Origin of the sequence: Pandoraea terrae (assembly GCF_902459695.1) — a bacterium.
Taxonomy (GTDB): domain Bacteria; phylum Pseudomonadota; class Gammaproteobacteria; order Burkholderiales; family Burkholderiaceae; genus Pandoraea; species Pandoraea terrae.
Window position 1 is genome coordinate 211,685 of sequence record NZ_CABPRZ010000008.1, and the last position, 23,255, is coordinate 234,939.

23 protein-coding genes are annotated in these 23,255 nt (G+C 65.7%); 2 read left to right on the plus strand and 21 right to left on the minus strand.

What is annotated here, in order from left to right:
• Positions 1-310: 310 nt before the first annotated feature.
• The 7 genes from PTE30175_RS11965 to PTE30175_RS11995 all read right to left on the minus strand — a co-directional run bounded on the left by PTE30175_RS11965 (position 311) and on the right by PTE30175_RS11995 (position 5,037).
• Positions 311-1,234 carry an MBL fold metallo-hydrolase gene (locus PTE30175_RS11965; protein ID WP_150697261.1) on the minus strand — a complete coding sequence of 308 codons (924 nt, stop codon included), beginning with the start codon at positions 1,232-1,234 and terminating at the stop codon, positions 311-313.
• 22 nt (positions 1,235-1,256) lie between these two features.
• Positions 1,257-1,685: a MaoC family dehydratase gene (locus PTE30175_RS11970; RefSeq protein ID WP_150697262.1), complete on the minus strand. Its 429-nt coding sequence runs from the start codon at positions 1,683-1,685 to the stop codon at positions 1,257-1,259.
• Between the two features lie 41 nt (positions 1,686-1,726).
• Complete coding sequence (locus PTE30175_RS11975; RefSeq protein WP_150697263.1) at positions 1,727-1,921, minus strand: DUF1289 domain-containing protein; 195 nt, start codon at positions 1,919-1,921, stop codon at positions 1,727-1,729.
• Between the two features lie 5 nt (positions 1,922-1,926).
• A complete protein-coding gene (locus PTE30175_RS11980; protein WP_150697264.1) occupies positions 1,927-2,436 on the minus strand; it encodes a YbaK/EbsC family protein in 510 nt (169 codons plus the stop codon).
• Between the two features lie 39 nt (positions 2,437-2,475).
• Complete coding sequence (locus tag PTE30175_RS11985) at positions 2,476-3,414, minus strand: hydroxymethylglutaryl-CoA lyase (RefSeq protein WP_150697265.1); 939 nt, start codon at positions 3,412-3,414, stop codon at positions 2,476-2,478.
• Between the two features lie 25 nt (positions 3,415-3,439).
• Positions 3,440-4,384 carry a 2-hydroxyacid dehydrogenase gene (locus PTE30175_RS11990; protein WP_150697266.1) on the minus strand — a complete coding sequence of 315 codons (945 nt, stop codon included), beginning with the start codon at positions 4,382-4,384 and terminating at the stop codon, positions 3,440-3,442.
• 107 nt (positions 4,385-4,491) lie between these two features.
• The gene (locus PTE30175_RS11995) at positions 4,492-5,037 is read right to left on the minus strand and encodes a YaeQ family protein (RefSeq protein WP_150697267.1); all 546 of its coding nucleotides are present in this window, start codon (positions 5,035-5,037) and stop codon (positions 4,492-4,494) included.
• 207 nt (positions 5,038-5,244) lie between these two features.
• Here PTE30175_RS11995 and PTE30175_RS12000 point away from each other — a divergent pair, with 207 nt between their 5' ends.
• Positions 5,245-6,081 (plus strand): alpha/beta fold hydrolase, encoded by an 837-nt coding sequence (locus PTE30175_RS12000; RefSeq protein WP_150697268.1) that lies wholly within the window; start codon positions 5,245-5,247, stop codon positions 6,079-6,081.
• Between the two features lie 46 nt (positions 6,082-6,127).
• On the opposite strand, the gene PTE30175_RS12005 is transcribed toward PTE30175_RS12000, so the two are convergent.
• Positions 6,128-6,511, minus strand: coding sequence for a helix-turn-helix domain-containing protein (locus PTE30175_RS12005; protein WP_150697269.1), 384 nt, complete (start codon positions 6,509-6,511; stop codon positions 6,128-6,130).
• A gap of 332 nt (positions 6,512-6,843) precedes the next feature.
• Here PTE30175_RS12005 and PTE30175_RS12010 point away from each other — a divergent pair, with 332 nt between their 5' ends.
• Positions 6,844-7,392 carry a pyridoxamine 5'-phosphate oxidase family protein gene (locus PTE30175_RS12010; RefSeq protein WP_150697270.1) on the plus strand — a complete coding sequence of 183 codons (549 nt, stop codon included), beginning with the start codon at positions 6,844-6,846 and terminating at the stop codon, positions 7,390-7,392.
• On the opposite strand, the gene PTE30175_RS29095 is transcribed toward PTE30175_RS12010, so the two are convergent.
• The 13 genes from PTE30175_RS29095 to aceK form a co-directional block, all read right to left on the minus strand.
• Positions 7,389-8,081: a helix-turn-helix domain-containing protein gene (locus PTE30175_RS29095; protein WP_150697271.1), complete on the minus strand. Its 693-nt coding sequence runs from the start codon at positions 8,079-8,081 to the stop codon at positions 7,389-7,391. The two genes, PTE30175_RS12010 and PTE30175_RS29095, sit on opposite strands and share 4 nt — an antisense overlap.
• Before the next feature lie 237 nt (positions 8,082-8,318).
• Entirely contained in the window at positions 8,319-10,340 is a 2,022-nt protein-coding gene (locus PTE30175_RS12020) for an acetyl/propionyl/methylcrotonyl-CoA carboxylase subunit alpha (RefSeq protein WP_150697272.1), read from the minus strand.
• A 133-nt stretch (positions 10,341-10,473) separates the two neighbouring features.
• Positions 10,474-11,517, minus strand: a complete 1,044-nt coding sequence (gene bioB / locus PTE30175_RS12025; protein WP_150697273.1) for a biotin synthase BioB — start codon at positions 11,515-11,517, stop codon at positions 10,474-10,476.
• 26 nt (positions 11,518-11,543) lie between these two features.
• Positions 11,544-12,281 (minus strand): dethiobiotin synthase, encoded by a 738-nt coding sequence (gene bioD, locus PTE30175_RS12030; RefSeq protein ID WP_150697274.1) that lies wholly within the window; start codon positions 12,279-12,281, stop codon positions 11,544-11,546.
• Positions 12,274-13,473 (minus strand): 8-amino-7-oxononanoate synthase, encoded by a 1,200-nt coding sequence (bioF, locus tag PTE30175_RS12035; protein ID WP_150697275.1) that lies wholly within the window; start codon positions 13,471-13,473, stop codon positions 12,274-12,276. Before bioF ends, bioD begins: the two co-directional genes overlap by 8 nt.
• Position 13,474: 1 nt before the next feature.
• Entirely contained in the window at positions 13,475-14,893 is a 1,419-nt protein-coding gene (bioA, locus tag PTE30175_RS12040; RefSeq protein ID WP_224788725.1) for an adenosylmethionine--8-amino-7-oxononanoate transaminase, read from the minus strand.
• Positions 14,894-15,196: 303 nt separating this feature from the next.
• A complete protein-coding gene (locus PTE30175_RS12045; RefSeq protein ID WP_150697276.1) occupies positions 15,197-15,988 on the minus strand; it encodes an enoyl-CoA hydratase/isomerase family protein in 792 nt (263 codons plus the stop codon).
• A 53-nt stretch (positions 15,989-16,041) separates the two neighbouring features.
• Entirely contained in the window at positions 16,042-17,649 is a 1,608-nt protein-coding gene (locus tag PTE30175_RS12050; RefSeq protein WP_150697277.1) for a carboxyl transferase domain-containing protein, read from the minus strand.
• 78 nt (positions 17,650-17,727) lie between these two features.
• Complete coding sequence (locus PTE30175_RS12055; RefSeq protein WP_150697278.1) at positions 17,728-18,126, minus strand: YchJ family protein; 399 nt, start codon at positions 18,124-18,126, stop codon at positions 17,728-17,730.
• Positions 18,127-18,198: 72 nt separating this feature from the next.
• The gene (locus tag PTE30175_RS12060) at positions 18,199-19,332 is read right to left on the minus strand and encodes an acyl-CoA dehydrogenase family protein (RefSeq protein WP_150697279.1); all 1,134 of its coding nucleotides are present in this window, start codon (positions 19,330-19,332) and stop codon (positions 18,199-18,201) included.
• 57 nt (positions 19,333-19,389) lie between these two features.
• Positions 19,390-20,571 carry an acetyl-CoA C-acetyltransferase gene (locus PTE30175_RS12065; protein WP_150697280.1) on the minus strand — a complete coding sequence of 394 codons (1,182 nt, stop codon included), beginning with the start codon at positions 20,569-20,571 and terminating at the stop codon, positions 19,390-19,392.
• A 31-nt stretch (positions 20,572-20,602) separates the two neighbouring features.
• Positions 20,603-21,298 carry a carbonate dehydratase gene (gene can / locus PTE30175_RS12070; protein ID WP_150697281.1) on the minus strand — a complete coding sequence of 232 codons (696 nt, stop codon included), beginning with the start codon at positions 21,296-21,298 and terminating at the stop codon, positions 20,603-20,605.
• 53 nt (positions 21,299-21,351) lie between these two features.
• A complete protein-coding gene (gene aceK, locus PTE30175_RS12075) occupies positions 21,352-23,181 on the minus strand; it encodes a bifunctional isocitrate dehydrogenase kinase/phosphatase (RefSeq protein ID WP_150697282.1) in 1,830 nt (609 codons plus the stop codon).
• Positions 23,182-23,255 lie beyond the last annotated feature (74 nt).

Genomic DNA, 23,255 nt, shown 5'->3' on the forward strand with positions numbered 1-23,255 from the left:
CGGGCGGCATGCGTCGCTGAAGTTCGCGAACGATCGTTCGATTATAGGGGCATTCGCGTGTCCCTGTGGAATCACCGAGTCGAGGAATGCCTCAGTTGGGCGCGCGGCGTTCGGACGGGGTTGTCCAGGGATATCAGGGTAAATCCCCTTGATGGGCGTTGGCGCGCACGAATAGGATGATCTCGCGTGCCATGCGGCCCCGGAAACGGCGTCGCGGGGCGGCTGCGGCGTAGCGACCGCTGCAGCCGTTCGGCACGTCACGTCCTCAAACGCCGTTTGCCTTCGGGTGAGCGGCGTTGTTTTTTTGTGATCAGGCGGGCGCGGCCAGCCGGCCGTCATCGTCCTGCGTCACTGCCCCCGAGCGCAGCAGCTCGTCGACGAGCGTATCGAGCAGCGCAGGCCATTTCGAAGGCGGCGCGAGCATGGCTGCCGCATTGCGCCACGCGCGCGCGCCGGCCAATGTGTCGGCGAGCGACGCACGGATCAACGTGCGCTCGGCCATGAGACGGAACACGATCAGCACCTTGAGCGCATTTCGCGCGTTGCGCGCCGGGTCGCCGCGCAAATGGTCGAGACGGCTGTGCGCGCGGGAAAGCGCACCGGCGACGTCGTCGAACGGCGCGCCGTGTCCGGGGATCACGCGCTGCACATCGAGCTGTTCGATCAGGTCGAGCACGGCAGCTTGTTCGGCAAACCCCGATTCGCCATCCAGTTCCGGAAAAATTACCCCGAAGCCGTTCTGCCACAGCGCGTCGGCCGAGATCAGCGTGCCGTCGTGGGGGCAGTACAGCATCAGCGCGTGCGGATCGTGCCCGGGCGCGCCGAGCACCAGCCACTCGCGCTCGCCGAGCGTCATCGTGTCGCCGGGCGATAGCGTTTCGTCAAAACTGAAGCGGTCGCAACGCTGGGCGGTCGCGCGGAATGACAGGCGCGCTTCGTCCCAATGACGGACCGGGTCCGCTTCGGCGGCGGGGACCCATGTGCGGCAGCCAAAGCGCTGTTGCAGCGCCGCGTTGCCGCCGCAATGGTCGGAGTGCAGATGCGTGTTGTAGAGCCGTTCCAGCGTGCGTCCGGGCGGCAGCGACTTGGCGACGAGCGCGACCGTCTGCGGTGCGTGCGTGGCATAGCCGCTGTCAATCAGCGCGGGCGAATCGCCGAGGAACAGGATATTGTTCGAAGAAAGCCAGCCGCGCTCGAACACGCGCATCTTGGCCGGCAGGGCGATCGATGTCATGAGCGGACTCTTCTGGCCGCGCTCAGGCCGCGCGCGGGCAGACGAGGATCTTCGCGGTCGCGGCGATGACCGGCTCGCCGCGCTGGTTGGTCGCCAGTCCGTCGAGCGTTACGATATCGCCCCCGAGTTTGTCTTTCCACGTGGCGCTCGTCACGGTCCACGCGACGCGGATGTCGTCGCCGGCATGCACCGCCTTCTTCAGTTTCATGTCGAACTCGAGACCGAGCGGCTGCGCAGTCTTTGCGTAATGCGTGGCGAGCAGCGATGCCAGATACGACATCTGCTGCGTGCCCGACGCGATCAGTCCGCCGAAGCGGCTGTCGGCCGCGTAATCCGCATCGTGATGCAGCGGATTATGATCGCTCGCGAGGGTGGCGAAGTGCCGGATCGACTCCGGCGTGAATGAATGCGTGGCGGAAAAGGTTTCGCCGACGCTGACGATTTTACCCATGGATGGAGGGGGGCCAAAAATGCCGGCGCGCGGGCGGCGCGTCAGCGGGGTGTTTCGGAAACGGCCGGCACATGCTCGGCGCGACGTGCGGGCAGGGCGTCGAGGACGCGCTGTTTGTCTTCGTCGGACATCGTCGACCAGGCGGCGATTTCGTCGAGCGTACGCCAGCAGCCGTCGCACCAGCCCGTGGCCGGATTCATCCGGCAGAGATTCTGACACGGCGACGGCACGGACATGGCGTTCAGTCGCGCAGCGCGACGTCGGCGACCGGTGCACCGGTCATCGACAGCAGCTGCGCGGGCGTAAGATTGAACACGGCGTGCGGATGCCCTGCGGCGGCCCACAGGCTCTCCAGCTTGAGCAGATCCTCGTCGATCAGCATGACGGGCGCAGACAAATGGCCGATGGGGCTGACGCCGCCGATCGAATAGCCCGTCTTTTCCTTGACGAAACGCGCGTCGGCCTTCGCGAGTGCACCGACTTTCGCAGCCACCTTCTTCTCATCGACGCGATTGATGCCGCTGGCGATGACGAGGACCGGCACGTCATCGGCCGCGCGGCGAAAGATAATGGACTTCGCGATCTGCGCGACTTGGCAGCCGAGACCGGCGGCGGCTTCGGCCGAGGTCTTGCCGGTCGCCGGCAGCATCACCACCGGCCGGTCGTGGCCGGCCTCGGTGAGCCACTGTGCAACGCGGCGCGCGCTATCGGGAAGGGTGTCGTGATCTGGCGTGGCGTGATTCTGTGTCATGGGGCAGGCCATTGGGGCGTAAGCGCGGGTAAGTGCCGGTCAGACGCAAGTGGCGTCGTCGGCGTCCTGCATCTTGGCAAGCAAGGCGCGGCCGACGCGCGAAGCATTGGTGCGCCCGATCGCTTTCGAGATGAAGTCGCCGGTGCGCACCACCGCATCGAGGTCGATGCCGGTCGTGATGCCGAGGCCGTGCAGCAGATACAGCACGTCTTCCGTCGCGACGTTGCCCGTCGCGCCCTTCGCGTAGGGGCAGCCGCCCAGACCCGCGACCGACGAATGGAAGATCGAGATGCCGCTTTGCAGCGCGGCATAGATGTTCGCCGTCGCTTGGCCGTAGGTATCGTGGAAATGCCCGGACAGGCGCTCGATCGGAAACGCGCGGGCGGCGGCTTCCATGACGTCGCGCGTGCGTCCTGGCGTGCCCACGCCGATCGTGTCGGCAATGTCGATTTCGTCGCAGCCCAGGGCGGCCAGCCGCTGGATCACATTCACGACGCTCTCGATCGGGACATCGCCCTGATACGGACAGCCGAGACAGCAAGAGATACTGCCGCGCAGGCGCAGACCGGCGTCCTTGGCGGCACGCGCGACCGGCTCGAAGCGCGCGATGCTTTCCTCGATCGAGCAGTTGATGTTGCGTTGCGAGAAGGCCTCGCTCGCGGCGGCGAAGATCACGACTTCGTCGGCCTTGGCGGCGAGCGCGGCCTCGAAGCCCTTCATGTTGGGCGTGAGGACCGAGTAGACGGTGCCTGGCGAGCGCGTGATGCCGGCCATCACCTCCGAGCCATCGGCCATCTGCGGCACCCACTTGGGCGAGACAAACGACGCCGACTCGACGTTCTGGAATCCTGCCGCCGACAATTGGTCGACGAGCGCGATCTTCGTTGGCGTCGGCACTTGCTGCTTTTCGTTCTGGAGGCCATCGCGCGGTCCCACTTCGACGACCTTGACGCGTTGGGGCAAGACAGGCTGTGACATGGAACGTCTCCTCAGGCGCGCGGCATCAGTAGCCGCGCTGGATATCGACGATGCCGGTAATCGCTTCGCCGCGTTCGAGCGCGGCGATTTTCCCGGCGATCTGGGCGATGGTTTCCTCGCGCAGCGTCAGCGCGGACATGTGCGGCGTGACCGTGAGCCGGGGCTGGCGCCAGAACGGATGATCGGCCGGCAGCGGCTCGGTGCGGAACACATCGAGCGTGGCACCGGCAATCTGGCCGCTGGCCATGGCCGCCAGCAGATCGGCTTCCACCAGATGGCCGCCACGCGCCACGTTGATGACAAATGCGCCGGGGGCCAGCTTCGCGAACAGTTTCGCGTTGAGCACGTCGGCCGTATCGGGCGTGAGTGGCAGCAGGTTCACCAGGACGCGCGCGCCGGACACACAAGTGTCGAAGCCATCGGCGCCGCTGTATAACGTGACGTTCTCGCGCCCGGGGCGGGCCGAGCGGCTCCAGGCACGCACCGGAAAGCCCAGTGCGGCGAGCCCGCCAGCGACTTGTGCGCCGAGCGTGCCGAAGCCGAGCACGGCAACGGGGAACTCGGCGATGCGATTCGGCTTGAGAAACTTCCAGACGCCTTGCGCCTGCAGTTCGGCCAATTCATCGAGGCGGCGGAAATAGCGCAGCACCGCGTGGCTGACGTACTCGACCATCTGCGCGCCCATGCCGGCGTCTTCGAGGCGCACCAGCGCAACGCCGGCGGGCAGACGCCGCGCGCCTTCACCGTCCACGCCCAGCACGGCGTCGACGCCCGCGCCCATATTGAAGATGGCTTTCAGGCGCTCGCGCGGCTTCAGGACCTCGGCGTTGGGCTTCCAGAGCACGAGGTAGTCGGCCGCATTGTCATCGCCGGGTTGCCAGCTGCGGGTGCGGGCACCCGGCAAGGCATCGGCGAGGCCGGTTTCAAACGGGGCGGTCTTGCCGTCCGGCGAAAAGATCAGGATGTCCATGGTTGATCGGCTGCGCGGCAGGCGCCGCAGTCTCCGGGCCGCCGTCGAAACGCGGCGTGTCTTGTTGACGTTAACGTCAAGTGTAACAAAGGTGGCCGGTGCCCGGGTTACTTCGCCTCGCGCAGCGTCGTCAGGCCGATGGCGAGGTTATGCGAATCGTCGGCAACCCAGACCTGGCCGTCCTGAATCGTGCATTGCAGGCGCATCGAGCGGCCTGCGAGTGCAGCCAGCGCTTCGCTGGACGCTTCGTCGAGCAGACGCACGCGCAGGTTGCGCAGACGGGTCAGTTGCGTCTGCGCTTGTTGCCACCAGACGGTGGCCTGCCGGCCGCCAAAAGCGATGACTTCGACGGACGCCGCACGGCCGCAAGCCTTCACAAGTCGCCGCGGGTCGGGCAGGCCGACGTCGATCCAGCGCAGAATGTCGCCGCCGAGGTCGTGTTCCCACAGGTCGGGCTCGTCTGCGGTGGACAGGCCGCGCCCGAATGCCAGCCGCTCCTGGGCGTGCAGCATGAACGCGAGCAGGCGTACCATCATGCGCTCGTCCGTTTCGGACGGATGGCGGGCGAGCGTCAGGCCGTGCGATTGATAGTAGTGACGGTCCAGATCGGTGATCTGCACGTCGGCTTTGTAAATGGTGGCTTTGAGCGCCATGAGGTCTGCCGTTGGCAAAAATCGGGAGTTCGCAAGGATACCCGATCGCGGCGGGCCAGGGCCGGTTCATGCAACTATCGGGTTCGCGTTGCCCGGCAAAAGGGGCGGGCGCAAGGCATGGGCCGCCCGCCGTGTCGCAGTGCAACAACGGCGTCGAGGCACGGCTATACTGGCGGCCTTCCCCCTGATTCCGGATTTTTTGCCGCCATGCCGGTCGTCACGCCGCACACCCTCACCGTCAACGGGTATCCGATGGCGTATCTCGAAACGCCCGCCCCGCCGGGCGCAACCGGCGCGCCGCTCGTCCTGGTGCACGGTTCCCTGTGCGATTGCCGCTATTTCAAGCCGCAGATGGCGCCGTTGGCCGAGCGCCGGCGCGTCGTGTCAGTGAGTTTGCGCCACTACTGGCCCGACGCCTGGGACGGCAAGGGCGATACCTTCTCTGCAGAACAGCACGCGGAGGATCTTGCCGCCTTCATCGGGGCACTCGGCGAGGGGCCGGTGCACCTGCTCGGGCACTCGCGCGGCGGTTACGTTGCGATGCGCGCGGCGTTGATGGCGCCCGATACGGTGCGATCGCTGATGCTGGCCGACCCGGGCATCGAACTGTCCGGCGGCCCGTCGGACGTGTCGTTCGACAGCGGCCGCGGCGGATTTCGCGAGCGGGCCCATGCGGCGATCGAAGCGGGCGACATCGATGGCGGACTCGCTCTGTTTATCGATACGGTCAGCGGTCCGGATACCTGGCGGCGCATGGTGCCCTGGTTCAAGCGGATGGTGCGCGACAATGCCCTCACGCTGATCGGCCAGGTCAAGGAACCGCGCACGCCGTTGCCGATCGATGCGCTTGGCGCGCTCCAGGCGCCCGTGCTGCTGCTGGGCGGCGCCCTCAGTCCGGCGCCGTATCCCGCCATCCTCGACGCGCTCGCGCAGGCCTTGCCCGACGCGCGCCGGATGATGATTCCCCAAGCTTCACACGGCATGAATCTCGCCAACGTCGTGGCCTTCAATCGCGCGGTCGAAGCATTCATCGGCCAGGCATAAGTGGCGCGGTGGCCGGCCGGCGCCGGTCGCGCCGGCTTGGCCGGCGTCAGTCCTGCCGCAACTGGCCGTGGTTGAGCCGCACGCTGAGCGTGCGCACCAATTCCGCCATCCAGAGCTGGTCGCGATCCGACAGCTTTTGCATGGCGCGGTTGAGCGACGGATAGGGATCGCTCGGGCTCAGGTTCGCGCGTGCGTCGGTCAGCGCGGTCATGCCCGCATCAAACGACAGCAGTTCGTGCGGCGGCACGCCAAGCGTGTCGGCAAGGATGCAGATATTGCGCAGCGAAATGTTCCGTTTGCCGCGTTCCACACCGCTCAGGTAGGAACGCGCCAGGCCGCTCTCGAGCGCCAGCTTGTCCTGGGCCCAGTTGTACTTCTTGCGCAGGCCGGCGAGATGCCTGCCGAATCGGTATAAAGGATTGGAGTCCATAGTGAAATTTCTCTTGTTAATGTAAAACGACGAAAACGGTTTGACCTTTTCCCGGCGGCGTCTCATAGTGGACTTTCGCCGGTCGACGGCTGCGTCCTTGATGCCATGTCTTATCGCCTGGCCGCATCGGGGCGATGGATCTTGGGATGTTTCTTAGCTATGCCGACGAGGACCGAGCGTTACTGCGTGCACGCCGCGTCGAGTGCAAGGTGCCTATGTCACCCTGACCTTGCCGCTAGTGTGACAGTCTGAAACGTGCGTGAACCAGGGAGATTTCTGTGTTTCGACTTGACCCATTGTTTTTGATACAGTCCGACGCCCGTTTGCCAGGCATGGAAACCGGGCAGAGCCCGAGTCCGGAGGTTGCGCTTGGCCTGCGCGGTGCAGCGAGACAGATCATTGATGACGCCCGGTATCTCAGCCTGACGACGGCGGGTCCGGACGGCGACTGGCATGGCGATATGCGTCGTACGCGGCCGGGCGCCGGCGCGGCGGTGTTCGACGCCAACACGATACTGATTCCGGAGTTCGATGCGACTGCGCATCGGCAAACTTTGCGCAATCTCCTAGTGCATCCGCAGATCAGCCTTTGGCTGGCGACGGCGGCGGTGCGCCGTGGGCTCCATCTCGCCGGGAAGGCCCAATTGTCGATCCAGCCCGAACTTCTGGGCGGACTCATCGACGACGGGCGAGTGCCAGCCTTGGCGATCGTGGTGCATGTCGAACGTATCACCGTGTGCGATGCTCCGGCGCCGGCCGAATTGCCGGGCGCAGGCGGGGAGGCCGCAAGGTTCTGGCGCGATGCGCTGGACCTCGACCGGTGGGGCGATAGCCCTCCCGCCGGCACGGGACGGGAGACGACGGACCCCGGCATCGGCTAATCATCCGAACCGGTATCGCGGGGACGGTCGCCGTGACGCGGCGAAGGATCGGTACGCGTATCTTTCGCGTCTCGTTCGCCGCGCGCGTCACGGCCCTCGCGCCCTTGGTGGCCTTCATGTGCTTCTCGCGCCTGGGCAGCGATGCGCACCCCATCCATGGGGACATATCCCTCTCGGGATGACGGCCCTTCGCGCGACGGTTGCGTGTCTCGTGCGAGGTATCCATCGCGTGCCGGCGGGCGCTTCGCCGCGTCGGTTGTGCCGGCGGCGTCGTTGCTGCTGTCGTGCGGCAGCGCGATCACGCAGGCATCGATCGTACGGTTCGGCGTCTGCACGAGTCGCGTGCTCAGGCTGCGTATGACCTCGGCGACCCATGCCTGATCCTGTTCGTCGAGCTTGCGCAACGCACGATGAATCATGGGGACGGGCGTACGGTCGCCGGGAAAGACGGCGACCGTTTCCGTCGATCCGTCGGCAGGGAAGTTCAGCATTTCCGAGGACGACACGCCGAGCGTGTCGGCGAGCACGCAGATGTTGATCAGCGCAACGTTGCGCCGGCCTCGCTCGATACCGCTGACGTATGAACGTGCGAGGCCGCTTTCCAGCGCGAGTTTTTCCTGCGACCAGCCGCGCGCTTTGCGCAGGTGGGCGAGATGTTGTCCAAACTTGGCGAGAGGGTTCGTATGCATGGCGGGAACTCCATAGACGAGTCCCACAGGCTAAACAATCAGACGCTCTCGTGCGACGTTATATCGCTACCCATCCCATACGTGACTGGGCCAATCCCAGTGGGCGCGAGGGGCGTTTCACCCCCCGTTTATTTTATCGGACGTTTCCCAAGCATTGGCAGAATTCGCGTGGAGGCGGAACGGCCCGACGCCAGAGCCGTTCCGGCGGCGGGCCGTGTTTGGGTTTCGGCGTCAGCCTCACCGCTTGAACGCAAGCAACTGTGCGCCCTCGGGCACCTGGTCGCCCACGGCAAAGAGGATTTCCTCGATCTCGCCGTCGGCAGGCGCGTTGATGGTGTGCTCCATCTTCATCGCCTCCATCACCAGCAGCGGCGCGCCTTTCTCGACCTTCGCGCCCGCTTGCGCCAGCACGGCGATGACCTTGCCCGGCATCGGCGCCGTCAGACGGCCTTCGCCGCCTTCGGCCGCGCCTGCTTGCGCGAGCGGATCGTGCCATGCGAGGGGCCATTCCTGCCCGTCGACAAACACATGGGCGGTGTCGTGCGCGAAATGCACGTGGCCCTGCGCGCGCCGGTCGCCCAGCGTGATCTTGTACGCACCCGTGTCGTGACGATAGGCGAACGGCAACGTCTCGCCGCCGACGGTCAAGGTACTGCCGGTGGCGCCGGAGCTCAGCACGACGTCGTGGCGCACGTCGCCCTGGTCAAACGACAGCGTGCGGCAATAGTCCGCATTCAGCCGCCAACCCGTAGCGGCCTGCCAAGGCGAGTGCTGGTCCGCGCTGTCCTGGTACTTGCGGCGCGCCGAGACGGTCTCGCGCGCGAGTTGCGCCGCGACGGCCAGCGCCAGCGCGGTCGCCGGCGCAGGCGTCTTTGCCGGGAACAACGTGTCGCGGTGGCGTTCGATCAGGCCGGTGTCGAGATCGGCGGCCGCGAACGGAACACTGGCCACGAGCCGGCCAAGGAAGGCGATATTCGTGGCCACGCCGACGACGCGGTACTGGGCCAACGCCTGACGCATGCGCGCGAGCGCTTCATCGCGATCCTGGCCCCAAACGATCAGCTTGGCGATCATCGGGTCGTAGAATGGCGAGATGGTGTCGCCCTCACGCACACCGGCATCGATCCGCACTGCCGCAGGCGCGCTGCTGCCGCCCACCTGGAAATTCACCGCCGTGGGGGTGCGCAAGGCGGTGAGCGTGCCGGTCGACGGAAGGAAATTGTTGTCCGGGTTTTCCGCGTAGATACGCGCTTCGAGCGCATGGCCGCGCATCCGCAAGGCGTCTTGCGCCAAAGGCAGCGGCTCGCCGGCCGCCACGCGCAATTGCCATTCGACCAGATCGAGTCCCGTGATCATTTCCGTCACCGGATGCTCGACCTGCAAGCGCGTGTTCATCTCCATGAAGTAGAACGAGCCGTCCTGATTGACGATGAACTCGACCGTGCCTGCGCCCACGTAGCCGACCGCGCGTGCCGCGTTGCAGGCGGCCTCGCCCATCGCGCGGCGGCGCGCTTCCGTCATGCCGGGCGCCGGCGCTTCTTCCAGCACTTTCTGGTGACGGCGCTGCACTGAGCAGTCGCGCTCAAACAAATAGACGCAGTGGCCGTGGGTGTCGGCGAACACCTGGATCTCGATATGCCGTGGACGGGTCAGATACTTCTCGACCAGCACGCGGTCGTCGCCGAAACTGCTCGCCGCTTCCCGTTGGCACGATGCCAGCGAGGCACGGAAGTCTTCGCTGCGCTCCACGACGCGCATGCCCTTGCCTCCGCCGCCTGCGCTCGCCTTGAGGAGGACGGGATAGCCGATCTCGTCGGCGCGTGCCTGCAGAAAATCCGGTTCCTGACGCTCGCCGTGATAACCCGGCACCAGCGGTACCGCCGCATCTTCCATCAGCGACTTCGCGGCGCTCTTGCTGCCCATCGCATGAATCGCTTCGACCGGCGGGCCGATGAAGACGAGCCCCGCGCGCTTGCACGCGGCGGCGAACGCTTCATTCTCGGAGAGGAAGCCGTAGCCCGGATGGATCGCTTGCGCGCCTGTGGCGAGCGCCGCTTCAATGATCTTCTCGACGCGCAGATAACTGTCGCGCGCGGCCGCGCCCCCTACGTGCACTGCCTCGTCGCACACGGCCACATGCTTGGCATGGGCGTCGGCGTCGGAATACACCGCGACGGTGCGAATGCCGAGCCGGGCCGCCGTGGCCGCCACGCGGCAGGCGATTTCGCCGCGATTGGCGATGAGGATCTTGTCGAACATATGGCCTCCTGAGATAAATCGTATGGGGGGCGCGCCGCGCGCTGTCAGCCGCTCATCGCCCCTGCGCAGGATCGGGCCGCCTTGGCGCGAACAGGCCCAGGGCGGTCGTCGTCCGTGCACCGGGGCATCGGCCTCAATGCGCGGCGCAGGGTGTGTCGTCCCCGCATGTCGAGAGCTGCGCCTCGCTCGAGGCGCGCATGCCGAGCCGCGTGAGCAACTGGCGGTCGGCTTCGGCTTGCGGGTTGTCGGTGACGAGCAATTTGTCACCGTAGAACATCGAATTGGCGCCAGCGAGGAAGCACAGGGCCTGCAGGGCGTCGTCCATCGTTTCGCGGCCCGCCGACAGGCGCACCATCGCGCGCGGCATGGTGATGCGCGCCACGGCGATGGTGCGCACGAAATCAAACGGATCGACCGCATCGTTGCCCGACAGCGGCGTGCCTTCCACTTGCACCAGATTGTTGATCGGCACCGATTCCGGGTACGGATCCATGTTGGCGAGCTGGGCGATGAGCCCGGCGCGTTCGCGGCGCGATTCGCCCAGTCCGACGATGCCGCCGCAACACACTTTCAGGCCGGCGTCGCGCACGCGGGCGAGCGTGTCGAGACGATCCTGATAGGTGCGCGTCGTGATGATCTGGCCGTAGAACTCGGGCGACGTGTCGAGGTTGTGGTTGTAGTAATCGAGGCCGGCTTCACGCAGCTGTTCGGCCTGACCGTCGCGCAGCATGCCGAGGGTGACGCAGGTCTCGAGCCCGAGCGCCTTCACGCCGCGCACCATTTCGCCGACGGCGTCGACTTGATGCGGCTTCGGGCTGCGCCATGCCGCGCCCATGCAAAAGCGCGTCGCGCCGTTGTCCTTGGCGCGCTGGGCCGCTTCGAGCACTTCGGCGATCGGCATCAGCTTCTCGGCTTCGACGCCGGTGTCGTAGCGCGCCGATTGCGGGCAGTACGCGCAGTCTTCCGGGCAGCCGCCCGTCTTGATGGACAGCAGCGTCGACAATTGCACGGCGTTCGCGTCGAAATGCGCGCGATGCACCTGCTGCGCGCGATGGATCAGATCGTTGAACGGCAGGGCGAACAGCGCGTCGATGTCTTCCGTGCGCCACGGCGTGAGGTTGCGGCGTTCGGCATCGGCGTGACCGTGGGCGTTCGGGGTGTGGGCGTGGGTTTGCATATAACGGATCCTTGTATTCGGGAAGCTCAATGGGGCGCGCCGGTCGTCGGCGCATCGTTGACTGCATCACCCATGAGCGGGTGGAGATCGAGATAGCCCGAGGCCGTGACGGCGTCGGGGTGAGCCAGGTGCGGCACGCGGCCGATCAGCGGTGCCGGCAGGCGTGTGGCGATCGCTTCGATATTGGCCTCGGCATGGCGCAATTTGCTGTCGACGTGATTGGCGACCCAGCCGGCCAGCGTGAGGCCGCGCGACAGGATCGCCTCGGCCGTCAGCAACGCGTGGTTGATGCAACCGAGGCGCAGACCGACGACAAGAATCACCGGCAGCCCGAGCTCACGTGCCAGATCGGCCGTGTCGAACGTGTCGTTCAGCGGCACGCGGAAGCCGCCGACACCCTCGACGATGACCAGATCCGCGCGCTCTGCCATGCGTGCGTAGCCTGCGCGGATGACGTTGCCATCGAGCGCGATGCCTTCCGCTTCGGCGGCGATGTGCGGCGCGGTGGCGTCGCGCAGGACATAAGGGCAGTACCAGTCGTCCGGTAGTTCGACGTTGCTCGCGCGGCGCAACTGCTCGACATCGTCGTTGATCAGCCGGCCGCCGCGCGCGATGGCGCCCGCTGCGACCGATTTGAGCCCGGCGCAGACAAGTCCGCGGCGTACGCCCGCATGGAGCAGGGCGGAGGACACCAGCGTCTTGCCGATTTCGGTGTCGGTGCCGGTGACGAAAAACGCGTGCCGGGCACGGAGGGCATCAGCCATGGCGAGTCCCCGTCCAGTCCCGATCGAGCCGGTTGACGGCCGAGGCGAGCGTTGCGACGTCGCCGGCCGTATGCGCGGCCGACAGCGAAATGCGCAGCCGCGACGTGCCGGCAGGGACCGTCGGCGGCCGGATCGCAGGCACCCACAGCCCCGCCTCTGCCAGCCCTGCGGCGGCATGCAGCGCAGCGGCGTTCTCGCCGAGGATGACCGGTTGTACCGCCGTCGGCGATGCGATGTGCTGCCAGTGCTGCAGGTCGAGCGAGTCGCGCAACTGCGCGATCAGCGCCTGCAGATGCGTGCGCCGTGCGCGCCCTTCATCGCCGCGGATCAGGGCGAGACTGGTCAGCAGGGCATGCGCCTGCGCCGGGGCGGCCGCCGTCGTGAAGATGTAAGGACGGGCCCGGTTGACGAGCCATTCGATCACGGTTGCGTGCGCCGCGACGAATGCGCCGCCGACGCCGGCCGCTTTGCCGAGCGTGCCGATGATGACGAGGTTCGGCGAGCGCATCGCGAAATGTTCGAAGACGCCGCGTCCGTTTTCCCCGAGCACGCCGAAGCCGTGCGCGTCGTCGACGATCAACCACGCGCAGTGCTTCTCCGCGAGCGCCAACAACGCCGGCAGGGGGCCGATGTCGCCGTCCATCGAGAACACGCCGTCCGTCACGATCAGCTTGGTTTCGGCCTGGCTCGCTTCAAGCAATGCCGCCAAAGCGGCCACGTCGCCGTGCGGATAGACCTTCACGTTGGCGCGCGACAGGCGGGCGCCGTCGATCAGTGACGCATGATTGAGCGCTTCGGAAAACACCTCGGCGTCTTTGCCTGCAAGCGCGGAGATCGTCGCGAGATTGGCCATGTAGCCGGTGCAGAAGTACAGCGCGCGCGGTTCCACCAGATGCGGTGCCATGAATTCTGCCAGCGCCTCTTCCAACTGCGCGTGCGCGCGCGAGTGTCCGCTGATGAGATGCGACGCACCGCTGCCGGCGCCGTACCGGCGGGCACCCTCGATGAGCGCGGCGACCACGGCAGGGTGCGCGGCGAGGCCGAGATAGTCGTTGCTGGCGAAGGCGAGCGTCGGTTTGCCGTCGGCCTTGATGTGCGGCGTGCACGGCGTATCCACGATGCGGCGCCGGCGGCGCAGATGCTGTGCGTCGAGCTGGGCCAGGCCGCGTTCGAGTTGCGTCAGGGGATGCATGTCAGCGGGCTCCGTTGGCGGCGCTTGCCGCATCGTACGCGGCGTCGAAGGCCGCCAGGGTTTGCGCGGCGAGCCAGTCCGTCGTCGCGTCGTCGAGAATGTACGGCGGCATCAGATACACCGTGTTGCCGAGCGGGCGTAGCAGCACGCCGCGTTCGCGCGCTTCGGCATGAAAGCGCCGCGCAAAGGTGGTGACGGCCTGCGGCGCGTCGATGGCCGCGTCGAAGGCCCAGATCATGCCGCGCTGTCGGAAATGACGGACTCGCGGGTCGCCGGCCAACGGCGCCAGCCGTTCTGTCAGACGCTTCGCGCGCGTCACATTTTGGGCGAGCACATTGTCTTGCGCGAAGATGTCGAGTGTCGCCACGGCCGCGCGGCACGCCAGCGGGTTGCCGGTGTACGAGTGGGAATGCAGGAATCCGCGCGCGGTGCTGTCGTCGTAGAACGCGTCGTAGATGGCCGGCCGGCACATTACCAGCGACAACGGCAGGTAGCCGCCGCTGATGCCTTTCGAGAGCGTGAGCAGGTCGGGCCAGATGCCCGCCTGTTCGCTGGCGAAGAAAGTGCCGGTGCGTCCGCAGCCGACCGCGATTTCGTCCGCGATCATGTGAGCGCCGTGGCGATCGCACAGCGCCCGCACTTCGCGCAGATAGACCGGGTCGTGCATCGCCATTCCGGCGGCGCATTGCACCAGCGGTTCGACGATCACGGCAGCGATGCGTCCCTCGCGCGCTTCGAGCAGCGCGCCGAGATCGGCGGCCGCGCGGCGCGCGACGTCGGCGGCCGCCTCGCCTGCGAACGCCAGCCGCGCGTCCGGCGATGCGGCGACGTGCGCATGGCGCAGCAGCGGATCGTAGGCGTCGCGGAAAAGGGCCACATCGGTGACGGCCAGCGCACCGAGTGTTTCCCCGTGATAGCCGTTTTTCACGCAGACGAATTCGCGCTTGTCGGCGTGACCGAGATTGCGCCACGCGTGAAAGCTCATCTTGAGCGCGATCTCGACGGCCGATGCGCCATCCGACGCGAAGAAGCAATGGCCGAGCACGCCGCCGGTCAGGGCGGACAGCCGTTCGGCGAGCGTCACGACCGGTTCGTGCGTGAAGCCGGCGAGCATCGCGTGCTCGAGCTTGCCGAGTTGATCGACGATCGCCGCATTGATGCGCGGATTGGCATGGCCGAACAGGTTGACCCACCACGAACTGATCGCGTCGAGGTAGCGGTGTCCGTCGGTGTCGACCAGCCACGGACCCTCGCCGCTGGCGAGGGCGATAAGGGGCATCTGCGCCTGCTGTTTCATCTGCGTGCACGGATGCCAGACGTGGCGCAGGCTGCGAGCCGGCCAGTCCTGACCGTCCTGCCGCTCACCCTTTGGGGGCGGCGCGGCGGCGCGGGGGATTTGCCTGGTATGGGCGTCCATCATGACTCCTGAGGTGACCGGCCGCCACCGCGCGTGAAGTTCACGGCGCGGCGTTGGCAAGCCGGTTGGCCCAGACGCTGGCCGCACGCAATGTGCGGCAGCACGTCTTGGCCGGAGGGGGTGAATGGGCGCATGGTAGGCAAACCGGTTTGGCAGGGCAATAGCCGTATTTATGTCGGGAAGTCGTCGCTTTAATGCGTTTTGCGAGACGATGGCGCGAAGTTCGAGAAACCCGCCGCCAACGTTGCGGCATCTCCGGCGGACGCGATCGTCAAAAAAAGTGTGAAAGTTTGTGTCGCGCGTCGCTCACACCGGCGCACGCCACGACGGCGCACGTTTTTCCAGGAATGAACGGACGCCTTCACGGCCTTCGTCCGACGCGCGAATCGCTGCGATGCGGTCGGCGGTATCGCCGATCGTCGCCGCGTCGATGTCGCGCCCGGACAGATCCTGCACAAGGCGTTTGCACTCGCGCACGGCGTTCGGGCTGTTCTCCGCCAGTGCGGCCGCGAGGGCGCCGACGGTGGTGTCGAGCGCGTCGGGTGCGACCACTTCATGCACGAGTCCGAGCCGTTGCGCGGTGGCCGCGGTAAAACGCTCCGCCGTCAGGAAATACCGGCGCGAGGTCGGCTCGCCGAGCGCACGGATCACATACGGTCCGATGGTGGCGGGAATCAGGCCGAGGCGTGCTTCCGACAGGCAGAAATGTGCCGTGTCGACGGCCACGACGATATCGCAGACAGCGGCAAGTCCCACGCCGCCGGCATACGTATCGCCCTGTACGCGCGCGATGACCGGCTTCGGGCAACGGTAGATCGTGTGGAGCATGGTCGCGAGGGTCATGGCATCGGCGCGGTTCTCCGCGTCGGAATAGCCCGCCATCTTCTTCATCCAGTTCAGATCAGCGCCGGCGCAGAACGCAACGCCTTCGGCCGCGAGCACGATGGCGCGCACGTCGTCGCGCGCGCCAAGCGCCCGGAACGCGCCCGTCAATTCCTCGATGACGGTTTCGTTGAACGCATTGCGGACGTCGGGCCGGTTCAGGGTGACGGTGGCGACAAACCCCTCGATGGTGAGCTTGAGCGTGGCGAGATTCATGCGGTGACTCCGTGATTCATGAGAAATGGCGAACCAACCCCGGCCGATGTGCCTTACATCCGGAACACGCCGAACTGCGTATCGGGAATCGGCGCATTCAGCGCGGCCGACAAACCGAGGCCGAGCACCGTGCGCGTATCCGCAGGATCGATCACACCGTCGTCCCACAGGCGCGCGCTGGCGTAGTACGGGTGCCCCTGCTTTTCATACTGCTCGCGAATCGGCTGCTTGAAGGCGTCCTCTTCGTCGGCGCTCCATTGACCGCCGCGGGCTTCAATGCCGTCGCGCTTGACCGTGGCGAGCACCGACGCCGCCTGCTCGCCGCCCATCACGGAAATGCGCGCATTCGGCCACATCCACAGAAAGCGCGGCGAGTAGGCGCGACCGCACATGCCGTAGTTGCCCGCGCCGAAGGACCCGCCGATGATCACCGTGAACTTCGGCACCTGTGCCGTGGCGACGGCCGTCACCATCTTTGCGCCGTGCTTGGCGATACCTTCGTTCTCGTACTTGCGGCCGACCATGAAACCGGTGATGTTCTGCAGGAAAATGAGTGGAATCTTGCGCTGGCAGCACAGTTCGATGAAGTGGGCGCCCTTTTGCGCGGACTCCGAGAACAGGATGCCGTTGTTCGCGATGATCCCGACCGGATAGCCCCACAGGTGCGCGAAGCCGCACACGAGCGTAGCGCCGTAGCGCGCCTTGAATTCGTCGAACTCGGAACCGTCGACGAGGCGCGCGATGACTTCCCGCACATCGAAAGGCTTGCGCGTATCGACCGGAATCACGCCATACAGGCTCTTCGCATCGAACTTTGGCTCGACCGGCGGGCGCACCACCGGCCCCTGCGGTTTGTGTCGGTTCAGATTGGCGGCGATATTGCGGGCGATGGACAGCGCATGCGCGTCGTCCTGCGCGAAATGATCGACCACGCCCGACAGTCGCGTATGCACGTCGGCGCCGCCGAGATCTTCGGCGGACACTTCCTCGCCGGTCGCGGCTTTGACGAGGGGCGGGCCGCCCAGGAAAATCGTGCCCTGTTCCTTGACGATGATCGATTCGTCGCTCATGGCGGGCACATAGGCGCCGCCGGCGGTGCACGAGCCCATCACCACCGCGATCTGCGGAATGCCTTTGGCCGACATCGTCGCCTGGTTATAGAAAATGCGGCCGAAGTGGTCGCGGTCAGGGAAGACATCGTCCTGATTCGGCAGGTTCGCGCCGCCAGAGTCGACCAGATAGATGCATGGCAGATTATTTTGCTCGGCAATCTCCTGCGCGCGCAAATGCTTCTTGACCGTCATCGGATAGTACGTGCCGCCCTTGACGGTGGCGTCGTTGCAGACAATGACGCATTCCTGTCCGGAGACGCGGCCGATGCCGGTGATCACGCCCGCGCCGGGCGCGTCGTTGTGATACATGCCGTAGGCGGCCAGTTGTGACAGTTCGAGGAACGGCGAGCCCGGGTCGAGCAGTTGCTGCACGCGATCGCGCGGCAGCAGCTTGCCGCGCGCCACATGTTTCTTGCGCGCCGCCTCGCCGCCGCCTTGCGCCAGTTCGGCCACGCGCAAGCGCAGGTCGTCGACGATCTGCTGCATGGTCTCGGCATTGCGCTGGAAGTCTTCCCCGCGCGGGTTGAGCTTGCTTTCAAGAATCGGCATGTGACGAAATCCGGTAAAAGGAGCTATCAGGAGAGTCGGTTCGGTCGGGCGATCGTGTGGAGCGCCACGAACATTTCGTTATTCGAAGAGATCGCCGTCGACGTAGCGCCATCGGCCATCGCTGCCACGTTCAAAGCGGCTGCGCTCGTGCAGACGATGGGCGCGCCCGGCCACTTTGTAGCGCGCGACGAATTCGACTTCCGCATGCGTGTCGTCGCGCTGCACATGTGCCTTGACCTGAAGGCCGAGCCACTGTGGGGCGTCGTCGAAGTCCAGTGTCGCCGGACGCGTCGCGTCGGCCCACGTATCGCGCAGATAAGCCGCGTCTTGCCGGACATATGCGCTATACCGCGAGCGCATCAGCTGCTCGGCGGTTGCGGGCACCTCTGCGCCCGCGATGAAACGTCCGCAGCAGGTTGCGTATTCGAGCCCGCCGCACGGGCAGGGCGCCGTGGCGCGGGGATCAGGTCTTGCCATGGATGCGCGGTATTGCGTCAAAATAAAAGTCGATGGCGGATGACATGGCAGCTCCGTTTTCTTGAGACGTGTTTATTGCGCCAAGGCGCGCGCAATCAGAATCTTCTGAATATCGCTCGTGCCTTCGTAAATCTGGCAGACGCGCACGTCACGATAGATACGCTCCACCGGAAAATCGCTCACATATCCATAACCGCCGTGGACCTGAATGGCGTCGGAACAGACCCGTTCGGCCATCTCCGATGCAAACAGCTTGGCCATTGCCGCTTCCTTGAGACACGGGCGTCCCGCGTCGCGCAGGCTCGCGGCGTGCCACACCATCTGCCGCGCGACTTCGATCTGGGTGGCCATGTCGGCCAGGCGGAACTGCACGGCCTGATGATTGAACAACGTCTGGCCGAAGCTCTCGCGCTCGTTGGCGTACGTGAGCGCGGCTTCGAACGCCGCGCGCGCCATGCCGACGGATTGCGCCGCGATGCCGATGCGGCCGCCCTCGAGGCCCGACAGCGCCATCTTGTAGCCCGCGCCTTCGTCGCCGAGGCGATTCGCGGCGGGCACGCGGCAGTTCTCGAACAGGATCTGCGCGGTGTCCGACGAATGCTGGCCGAGTTTGTCCTCGAGACGGGCGACGACATATCCGGGCGTGTCCGTCGGCACGACGAATGCGCTGATGCCGCGCTTGCCAGCCGCCTTGTCCGTGACCGCCAATACGATGGCGACGTCGGCGTGCTTCCCGCTCGTGATGAATTGCTTGACGCCGTTGAGGACATAATCCTCGCCATCGCGCGTTGCGGTCGTGCGCAGGGCCGAAGCGTCCGAGCCGACGTGCGGTTCGGTCAGGCAGAAGGCGCCGAGCATCTCGCCGCGCGCGAGCGGCACCAGCCATCGCCGCTTTTGCGTTTCGTCGGCGAACGCCATGAGCATGCTGCATACGGGGCAATTGTTCACGCTGATGACGGTCGATGTACCGCCGTCGCCGGCCGCGATCTCTTCGAGCATCAGCGCCAGCGCGAGATAATCGAGACCCGCGCCGCCATAATTCTCGGGCACCGCCACGCCGTAGGCGCCGAGCGCCGCGAGTTCCCGGTGCACGTCATGCGGAAACGTGCCATCGCGGTCCCACTGCGCTGCGTGGGGCGTGACGGCATCGCGCACGAAGGTGCGCACCGCATCGCGGATCATCTCGTGTTCGGGGCTCAGCAGCACGGTGTCGTCTCCTCGTAGGCGCGTGTTCGTTTGCAGTGTGCGCGGCGGCTTACCCGCTCAAACCAGTTCGATGGCCATTGCCGTGGCTTCGCCGCCGCCGATGCACAGGCTGGCCACGCCGCGCTTGCCGCCGGTACGCTTGAGCGCGCCGAGCAGCGTCACGAGAATGCGCGCGCCCGAAGCGCCGATCGGATGGCCGAGCGCGCACGCGCCGCCGTGGATGTTCACCTTGTCGTGCGGCAGATTGAATTCGTGCATGGCGGCCATCGTCACCACTGCGAACGCTTCGTTGATCTCGTACAGATCGACATCGCCTGCGGACCAGCGCGTCTTCTCGAACAGCTTGCGGATGGCGCCGACAGGTGCCGTGGTGAACAGGCCCGGCTCCTGCGCGAACGTGCTGTGGCCGACCACGCGTGCGAGCGGCGCCAGGCCGAGGCGTTGCGCGACGGAGGCGCGCGTCATCACGAGCGCGGCGGCGCCGTCGGAAATCGACGACGAATTCGCCGCCGTCACCGTGCCATCTTTGCGGAACGCCGGCTTGAGCGTCGGGATCTTCTCCGGCTTGGCCGAGAACGGCTGTTCGTCCTGCGCGACGACGACGTCGCCCTTGCGGCCGGATACCGTCACGGGCGCGATTTCCCAGTCGAAAGCACCGCTCGTGCTGGCCAGCTTGGCGCGTTCGAGCGAGGCGATCGCGAAGGCGTCCTGGGCTTCGCGCGTGAAGGCATAGCGGCCGGCGCAATCCTCGGCGAACGTGCCCATCAGGCGGCCCTTGTCATAGGCGTCCTCGAGACCGTCGAGAAACATGTGGTCGAGCACCTGGCCGTGACCCATGCGCATGCCGGCGCGCGCCTTCGGCAGCAGGTACGGCGCATTGCTCATGCTTTCCATGCCGCCGGCGATCATCAGATCGACGCTGCCGGCCACCAGCATGTCGTGGCCGAACATTGCTGCGCGCATGCCCGAGCCGCACATCTTGTTGACGGTGGTCGCGCCCGTGCCGAGCGGGAGGCCGGCGCCGAGCGCGGCCTGGCGCGCAGGCGCCTGTCCCTGGCCGGCGGGCAGCACGCAGCCCATCACGACTTCCTCGACCAGTTCAGGCTTGATGCCCGCGCGCTCCACGGCGGCGCGAATGGCGGCAGCCCCCAGCGCAGGCGCGGTGACGTCGGCGAACACCCCCTGCAGACCGCCCATCGGCGTGCGGGCGGCGGAAACGATAACGATCGGATCTTGCATGACGGACTCCTCGGAATGCGTGAAATGAAATTCAGGCTCGGTAAGCGCCCGGTTGCCCGGCGCCAAGCGAGTCGGAAAATGCCGCGACACATCGCGCATAGACGTGCGGTAGCGCTTCGGCACTGTTGACGGACATGCGCAAATCGCGCACGAGCCCGTCGCGCAGGCCATAGACCCAGCCATGAACGGTGACCGGCTGCTGGCGCGCCCAGGCGTCGCGCAGCACGGTCGTGTGGCAGATGTTCACGACCTGTTCGATGACATTGAGTTCGCACAGCCGGTCGTGACGCGCCTCGCGCGACGCCAGGCCGTCGATTTGCGCGGCGTGCCGTTCGTGGACGTCGCGCACGTGGCGCAGCCAGTTGTCGACGAGTCCAAGGCGCGCGCCGTCGAGCGCGGCGCCGACACCGCCGCAGCCGTAGTGGCCGACCACCATGATGTGGCGCACCTTGAGCACTTCGATCGCGAACTGCAGGACGGACAGACAATTCAGGTCGCTGTGGACAACCACGTTGGCAATATTGCGGTGGACGAACACCTCGCCCGGCGCGAGGCCGGTAATCTGGTTGGCCGGCACGCGCGAATCGGAGCAGCCGATCCACAGATACTCGGGCGCCTGCTGCTTCGCGAGGCGTTCGAAGAAATTGGGATCTTCGGCGTTGACGCTGGCCACCCAGGCGCGATTGTTGTCGAGCAGATGGATGAGCGGTTGTTGGTCGTCGTTCATGATCAGGTGTATGGTTTGCTAAGTTTTCTGGCTAAGTGCGCAATCGCGCGCGATCAGGCCGCCGCCACGCGCCGCGAGGCGGGCGGCACGGGTGGGGCCGGCTGGGTAGCCGGCTCTGCCGCGTGATAACGATTGGCGAATCGCTGCGAAACGTCGTACGGATAGAAGTCGTGCATCTGACCGGCGCGAATCCGCGACTGATGGCCTTGCCACAGGGCCGGGTCGAAGAAATCGGGGTGATGCTGCAACAGGTAGCGCCGCACTCGGGCATCACCCGTGAGGAACGTTTCGAACGTCTCCGGGAACACATCGTGCGGCCCGACACGGTACCAGACTTCCCCTGACATCGCCTCTTCCTCATTACGGGGCGCAGGGACTTTCCGGATATTGCAATCGGTCAGGTATTCGAGTTCATCGTAGTCGTAAAACACGACACGGCCGTGGCGCGTCACGCCGAAGTTCTTGTACAGCAGGTCGCCGGGGAAAATGTTCGCGGCCATCAATTCCTTGACTGCGTTGCCGTACTCGCACATCGCGTGGTCGATTTCGGCATCGGTTTCCGCGTGTTGCAGCCAGAGATTGAGCGGCGTCATGCGGCGCTCGATATAGAGATGGCGGATGACGAGCGAATCGCCTTCGAACTCGAGCAGCGACGGCACTTCGGCCTGGAGTTCGGCGATCAGGGCGTCGTCGAAGCGCGCCAGCGGAAAGGCGACGCTCGAGTATTCGAGGGTATCTGCCATGCGTCCGACGCGATCGTGCTGCTTGACCATCAGGTACTTGCTCTGGACCTGCGCGCGCGTCGTATCCTTGGGGAGCGGAAACGCATCGCGGATCAGTTTGAAGACATACGGGTACGACGGCAACGTAAACACCAGCATGACGAGCCCGCGAATCCCGGGCGCGGTAATGAACTTGTCGCTCGAGTGCTTCAGATGATGCAGGAAATCGCGGTAGAAAAGATTCTTGCCGTGCTTCTGCAGGCCGACGGAGGTATAGATTTCGGCTTTCGGCTTACCCGGCATGATGCTGCGCAGGAACTGCACGTAGGCCGACGGGACTTCCATGTCGACCATGAAATAGGAATGCGTGAAGCTGAAGATGATTTGCAGTTGTTCGCGCCGCAGCAGCACGGTATCGAGGGCGAGCTTGCCGTCGGGCGTATGCATGATCGGGATGGCGAACGGCAGGACGGCGTCGCCATTGATGATGCGTCCGACGATGTACGCGGCTTTGTTGCGGAAGAACAGCGACGACAGTGTGTGAATCTGGAAATTCGGCGCCATGTCGAACACGCCGAACATTTCTTCGATGGCGCGCATGACATAGTCGACGTCGCGCGCCAGATTCTCGAAGGGGCGCTCGAGCTGAAAGTTCGTGACGATGCGTTCGAGCGTCTGGTCCAGGCCGTCGCGCGCGGGATAGTAGACGCGGTACGTCGGCTTGCTGGCGGGCTCGTTGTTCTCGATGTATTCCGTGGCGATGGCCGGGCGCACGAAGATGAAATTATTGTTGAAGTACGAGCGGTGCAGGATTTTGCAGCAGACGGAGTTGAAGAACGTTTCGGCGCATTCCGGCTGACGATGCTCGGTCAGCAGGCCGATGTAGTGCAGTTTGATCTGCTGCCAGACTTCGTCCTCGATATTTTCCGCGTCGTATTCATCTTCGAGAATGACGACGGATTCCTCGACGCGCGCATCGTAGAACGCGATACGGTCGCGCTGCAGTTTTTGCAGGCCGAGCCAGTCCCCTGCCTCGAACAACGTCTTGGCCGTGTCGCACACTTCGCGGAAGATGCGATAGTGCTTGTCGAAGCCGTCGAGCATGGTTCGCGCGACATCGAAAGCGATCTGCGACGACAGGAGTTTCGGAAAGTGGTTCATGCCGGTCGGAGCGGGGAGGGCGCTACGATGGATTGTAGCGCTCGCGTGCAAAGGCGTCTGCGCCGGGCGTACCC

Bases quoted from the DNA above. Each gene is read 5' to 3' on its own strand.
- can (WP_150697281.1), bottom strand. From the start codon at position 21,298: ATGAACGACGACCAACAACCGCTCATCCATCTGCTCGACAACAATCGC.
- PTE30175_RS12010 (WP_150697270.1), top strand. From the start codon at position 6,844: ATGGAAACCGGGCAGAGCCCGAGTCCGGAGGTTGCGCTTGGCCTGCGC.
- PTE30175_RS12065 (WP_150697280.1), bottom strand. From the start codon at position 20,571: ATGCAAGATCCGATCGTTATCGTTTCCGCCGCCCGCACGCCGATGGGC.
- PTE30175_RS12000 (WP_150697268.1), top strand. From the start codon at position 5,245: ATGCCGGTCGTCACGCCGCACACCCTCACCGTCAACGGGTATCCGATG.
- PTE30175_RS11970 (WP_150697262.1), bottom strand. From the start codon at position 1,685: ATGGGTAAAATCGTCAGCGTCGGCGAAACCTTTTCCGCCACGCATTCA.
- PTE30175_RS12020 (WP_150697272.1), bottom strand. From the start codon at position 10,340: ATGTTCGACAAGATCCTCATCGCCAATCGCGGCGAAATCGCCTGCCGC.
- PTE30175_RS29095 (WP_150697271.1), bottom strand. From the start codon at position 8,081: ATGCATACGAACCCTCTCGCCAAGTTTGGACAACATCTCGCCCACCTG.
- bioD (WP_150697274.1), bottom strand. From the start codon at position 12,281: ATGGCTGATGCCCTCCGTGCCCGGCACGCGTTTTTCGTCACCGGCACC.
- PTE30175_RS12055 (WP_150697278.1), bottom strand. From the start codon at position 18,126: ATGGCAAGACCTGATCCCCGCGCCACGGCGCCCTGCCCGTGCGGCGGG.
- PTE30175_RS11965 (WP_150697261.1), bottom strand. From the start codon at position 1,234: ATGACATCGATCGCCCTGCCGGCCAAGATGCGCGTGTTCGAGCGCGGC.
- PTE30175_RS11990 (WP_150697266.1), bottom strand. From the start codon at position 4,384: ATGGACATCCTGATCTTTTCGCCGGACGGCAAGACCGCCCCGTTTGAA.
- PTE30175_RS11995 (WP_150697267.1), bottom strand. From the start codon at position 5,037: ATGGCGCTCAAAGCCACCATTTACAAAGCCGACGTGCAGATCACCGAT.
- PTE30175_RS12005 (WP_150697269.1), bottom strand. From the start codon at position 6,511: ATGGACTCCAATCCTTTATACCGATTCGGCAGGCATCTCGCCGGCCTG.
- PTE30175_RS11980 (WP_150697264.1), bottom strand. From the start codon at position 2,436: ATGACACAGAATCACGCCACGCCAGATCACGACACCCTTCCCGATAGC.
- bioF (WP_150697275.1), bottom strand. From the start codon at position 13,473: ATGCATCCCCTGACGCAACTCGAACGCGGCCTGGCCCAGCTCGACGCA.
- aceK (WP_150697282.1), bottom strand. From the start codon at position 23,181: ATGAACCACTTTCCGAAACTCCTGTCGTCGCAGATCGCTTTCGATGTC.
- bioB (WP_150697273.1), bottom strand. From the start codon at position 11,517: ATGCAAACCCACGCCCACACCCCGAACGCCCACGGTCACGCCGATGCC.
- PTE30175_RS11975 (WP_150697263.1), bottom strand. From the start codon at position 1,921: ATGTCCGTGCCGTCGCCGTGTCAGAATCTCTGCCGGATGAATCCGGCC.
- bioA (WP_224788725.1), bottom strand. From the start codon at position 14,893: ATGATGGACGCCCATACCAGGCAAATCCCCCGCGCCGCCGCGCCGCCC.
- PTE30175_RS12045 (WP_150697276.1), bottom strand. From the start codon at position 15,988: ATGAATCTCGCCACGCTCAAGCTCACCATCGAGGGGTTTGTCGCCACC.
- PTE30175_RS12050 (WP_150697277.1), bottom strand. From the start codon at position 17,649: ATGCCGATTCTTGAAAGCAAGCTCAACCCGCGCGGGGAAGACTTCCAG.
- PTE30175_RS11985 (WP_150697265.1), bottom strand. From the start codon at position 3,414: ATGTCACAGCCTGTCTTGCCCCAACGCGTCAAGGTCGTCGAAGTGGGA.